We start from the raw sequence: 2,398 nt of genomic DNA on the forward strand, positions 1-2,398 counted from the left end.
GCTTGAAAAATTACCGCCGTGGTTGAGGTTTGTCAACCGTATTTTTTCTTTTTTTGTTTTGATTTGTTCTGCTGATAAGCGTTTTGTCTATCTACACTACAGGACTTTTACAGATTGCACCTTTTACCCATGAATTCAATATAACTAATAAATCGCAATAGGTTTTCCGAATATTTTCGTAAAAAATTCTTGATTAATTGCTGATTCCAGGATATATTAAGAATAACAACTCAAAAAAAGTAGGTGAATTCTCGATGTTGTCTATTCGCCCTATATCCGATTTATCAAGGAATATGGCTGAAATCGAACGGCTCGCTATCGAAGAAGGCCAAATTGTTCAATTGGCTAAAAACTCCAAAGAGCATATGGTTATTATGGGAAGCGATACGTTTAAAAGTCTGTTTGCCAAGTTGTCCATGTATGAGAGTCTTTTGGTTTCTGAAGCGCAAATCCGTCAGGGCAAATCTCAACCGCTGGAATCAGCCAGAGAAAAATCGGATAAAAAGTTTCAGGAGAAGTTAGATGCCTTCAATGCAGCGCAAAAAATACACGGTTAATGTCACCCCCCGTGCAGCAGCGGATTTAGAACGTTTGACAGATTGGTGGCTGCTTGAAAAAGAAAATCCTCTCATCGCTAAAAGCATTCATGATTCTTTTTGGGACAAGGCTCTCACTTTAGAAGACAGAGCTTATTTATACCGCGTTCCCTGGGATACTCATCCGCAACTGGCAGACCTTGATTACCACTTATTCACGTTCAACCCGAAGTATCATGCCGTAATGCTCTATCGAATTGATGAAGCTACTAACACGGTACATGTCCAATTTGTTTGTGATTCGAGGGAAAACAAGATTTTAACGGAAATGATAGATATAGCCAAGAAAATGAATCTTCTTAATTTATAAAAGCTAGCAATTGCTGACCGGCCCCAGTAAAAACGGATATTGAAAGAAAAGCCTCCAGTCGTGGGATAGAATTACGACTGGAGGTTTTGTCATGTCAGGAAAAGAAGGAATGCCGCGATATGGGCAGGAGATCAAAGAGATTGTTGTCCAGGCATACGCACTGGAATGAGCGTATGGGAATTGAGCAGGCAATATGGGATCAGCCGGTATGCCATCCAGAGTTGGTGCGGTCTACGTAAGGAAGTGGAGCTTCGCCACGCGATGCCGCTACCTAAGGGACCGGCGCAAAGCAAAACCGAAAACGCAGGAGCAGATCATCAAACGCCTACAAATGGAAAACGAGTTGCTACGAAGTTTTCTCTCAGCCGTTGGAAGGAAGTGAAATCCAAGCTGATCCGGGAAAAGACCTGCTGTTGGCAAAGCTCATCCGGGAATGCCAATCTGACAGAGGAAATATCCATGGGTATCGCTATATTCACTTATGGCTGGCCCGTAAAAAAAACAGGTGCGATGCAATTCAAAAACAGTTTTGCGGGTCATGCGTAAATATAATATGGTCTCCTCAGTGAGATTCACAGAAGAAAGTACCACCCATGCGGACAGGCATTGCACTGCTGTGCCAATCTGCTGAATCGCAACTTCCAGGCGGAACGTCCGAACCGCAAATGGGTAAATGACTGGCTTTTCTCTTTGGTGTCTATCTTGGCTGGGGCCGGTTCATGCCGAGTTGCTAGCTTTTATTGCGCAAATGAACCTCCCTGATAGGCGGTGGAAAGACGGATCGTTATGGAACAAAAAAACTCTCTTTTTTGTTAAGATAGAAGAAATATTATCTTCCACTACAAAACAACAAAAGAGAGCGAGCACTATGCTGGTTGTCTGGGATTGATTCGTATCCGATATGGATAGTATATGGTGGAAGGCCCATCCGACCCTTCCTTATCTGTGCTCCAGCGGATTTTTCATTATGTGGGCAATGCTCGCTTATGGCCAGCGCGAGTTATCCGACATGTGACCAATGCAATGGGTATATATCCTTTTTGCATGTGTTGTCCTGGATTCCCGGAAATATATAACGAGATGTTCTCAAACCAGTGTCATTGTTGAAAATCGCCATCATTATGTGAAGCCAAAACATAATGATGTATTTCTTACATGAAAATATCGCCAAGCATTGATTTTGTTGAACATTTTAGCAATCATCGCTATGAGTAAACGAGAATCCAGATTAAAAGCAGAGTATCAAAATAATAAACAAGCTGCAAATGAGTTTCACGCCATACAACAAAATGGCGAAGAAGGCTTCATTTGCAGCTTGTTCTTTTGTAGTTAAAGTATATTTTCCCCAATGCACAATAAAGGAAACTTATTCAGCAGTGGAAAGGTGCTGGTCTCGATACGTTGTTGCAGCATTCTTTCAGCGGAACAAATCAAAACAAAAAAAGAAAAAATACGGTTGACAAACCTCAACCACGGCGGTATGGGGTGCTCC

General features: G+C 42.1%; 3 protein-coding genes. All 3 read left to right on the forward strand.

Translation table 11 applies throughout. The features are described 5' to 3' along the window. Positions 1-254 precede the first annotated feature (254 nt). The 3 genes from ALO_RS17075 to ALO_RS17085 all read left to right on the forward strand — a co-directional run bounded on the left by ALO_RS17075 (position 255) and on the right by ALO_RS17085 (position 1,452). The gene (locus tag ALO_RS17075; protein ID WP_004098543.1) at positions 255-557 is read left to right on the forward strand and encodes a hypothetical protein; all 303 of its coding nucleotides are present in this window, start codon (positions 255-257) and stop codon (positions 555-557) included. Beyond that, positions 523-906 (forward strand): type II toxin-antitoxin system RelE/ParE family toxin, encoded by a 384-nt coding sequence (locus ALO_RS17080; protein ID WP_139025435.1) that lies wholly within the window; start codon positions 523-525, stop codon positions 904-906. Before ALO_RS17075 ends, ALO_RS17080 begins: the two co-directional genes overlap by 35 nt. A gap of 165 nt (positions 907-1,071) precedes the next feature. Then, a complete protein-coding gene (locus ALO_RS17085; protein WP_040293766.1) occupies positions 1,072-1,452 on the forward strand; it encodes a hypothetical protein in 381 nt (126 codons plus the stop codon). The last annotated feature ends 946 nt before the right edge of the window (positions 1,453-2,398 follow it).

Origin of the sequence: Acetonema longum DSM 6540 (assembly GCF_000219125.1) — a bacterium.
GTDB classification, from domain to species: Bacteria; Bacillota; Negativicutes; order Sporomusales; family Acetonemataceae; genus Acetonema; species Acetonema longum.

What these genes read in the sequence shown, in the direction of transcription:
- ALO_RS17075 (WP_004098543.1), top strand. Translation starts at nt 255, where the DNA reads ATGTTGTCTATTCGCCCTATATCCGATTTATCAAGGAATATGGCTGAA.
- ALO_RS17080 (WP_139025435.1), top strand. Translation starts at nt 523, where the DNA reads ATGCCTTCAATGCAGCGCAAAAAATACACGGTTAATGTCACCCCCCGT.
- ALO_RS17085 (WP_040293766.1), top strand. Translation starts at nt 1,072, where the DNA reads ATGAGCGTATGGGAATTGAGCAGGCAATATGGGATCAGCCGGTATGCC.